This is a genomic window from Mesorhizobium sp. M7A.F.Ca.US.014.04.1.1, assembly GCF_003998745.1.
Classification (GTDB): domain Bacteria; phylum Pseudomonadota; class Alphaproteobacteria; order Rhizobiales; family Rhizobiaceae; genus Mesorhizobium; species Mesorhizobium ciceri.
Window position 1 is genome coordinate 1 of sequence record NZ_RZRW01001000.1, and the last position, 1288, is coordinate 1288.

Below are 1288 nucleotides of genomic sequence, written 5' to 3' on the forward strand. Positions count from 1 at the left end.
GCGTCAAGATGATGCAGCGCCTTGCTGCGGCTTGTTCGTTCCGGTGACGAAACATTCTGTGAGACAGAAAACCAGTGCTACCGCAACGTGGCGGCCCTGCTTGCCGGCCCGCGCGAGGCGACAGCGCTGATCGAAACCATCGACCGCCTGGCGGCAAGCTTTCCCAAGGAGGGCGCCGACGATGGGCTGGGCGCGGTTCGCGACAGGCTGATCGCGCGCCAGCATGAATTGCACGAAGGTACAGGGCTCGAAGCGGCGATCGGCGCGGCGACCGCCGCCTGCGAGGAGGGCCTGCACCGCATCGGCACGCTGGCCTTGCCCGACCAGCCGGAACAGGCGGCCGACGTGCTTGCCGAAGGCGCCCGCGTCACGCTGCGCCGCGCCAGGAAGGCGCTCGACAAGGCCGGATCGCGGGGAGCGGCCGATGATTTCCACGATCTGCGCAAGGCGGCCAAGACCCACGGCATGCATCTGTCGCTGCTCGGCAGGCTGTGGCCGACACCGATCAAAGCAAGGCGCAACGCGGTCGACGAACTGGGCGAGCGGCTGGGCGACCTGCACGATGTGCTGGTGATGCGCGCCCTGCTCGAGGCCGACGACCAGCTGCTCGGGCCGCCCGAGGACACGAAACTTCTGGCCAAGCTTTTGAAGCGGTCGGAAAAGCAGCTGAAGAAGAGCTGCCTTGCCGAGGCGGCCGAGCTGTTCGGCGACAGTCCCAAACGCTCGACACGCAAACTGGCCCGCAAGGCGCGCGACGATCTGGCTGCGCCGCCGGAAGAGGCCGCGGCATCGTAGGATGACTTGGCGCTCTTCCTCTCGGTCCGGACGGGGGGAAGAAAGGCGTGCGCTAGCCCTCATTACCCGCCCATGCTAATCGCCATGGAGTATGACCGAGCCCGGCGACACGCTTCTGGATCGACTTGGCCGCTGGCTTGCCGGCCGGCTGCAGGAAGAATCGTCCGGCTACGAGCCCTACACCCCCTCCGATGCCGAAACGCTGCGTCGCACGCTTGAGCCCGGCGACATCCTGCTGATCGAGGGCAACCAGAAGATCTCGGCGGCGATCAAGTACCTGACCCAGTCGACCTGGTCGCATGCGGCCTTCTATATCGGCGATGCCTTGCCCGCGCCGGCGGACGGCTCGGAGCGGCCGCGCCTGATCGAGGTCACGATCGGCGAAGGCTGCGTCGCCGTTCCATTGTCGCGCTACCGCACCTACAACACCCGTATCTGCCGGGCGAGTGGGCTGGCGCCGGAGGATCGCGACAAGGTCGTCGCCTTCATGATC

The 1288-nt window shown here is 66.8% G+C and carries 2 pseudogenes; both read left to right on the forward strand.

Features of this window, described 5'->3' with window-relative positions:
- Positions 1–18: 18 nt before the first annotated feature.
- Positions 19–795 (forward strand): annotated as a pseudogene (locus EOA22_RS33935) (CHAD domain-containing protein); the annotation flags it as partial.
- Positions 796–886: 91 nt separating this feature from the next.
- Positions 887–1288, forward strand: a pseudogene (locus EOA22_RS33940) (lipo-like protein); the annotation flags it as partial.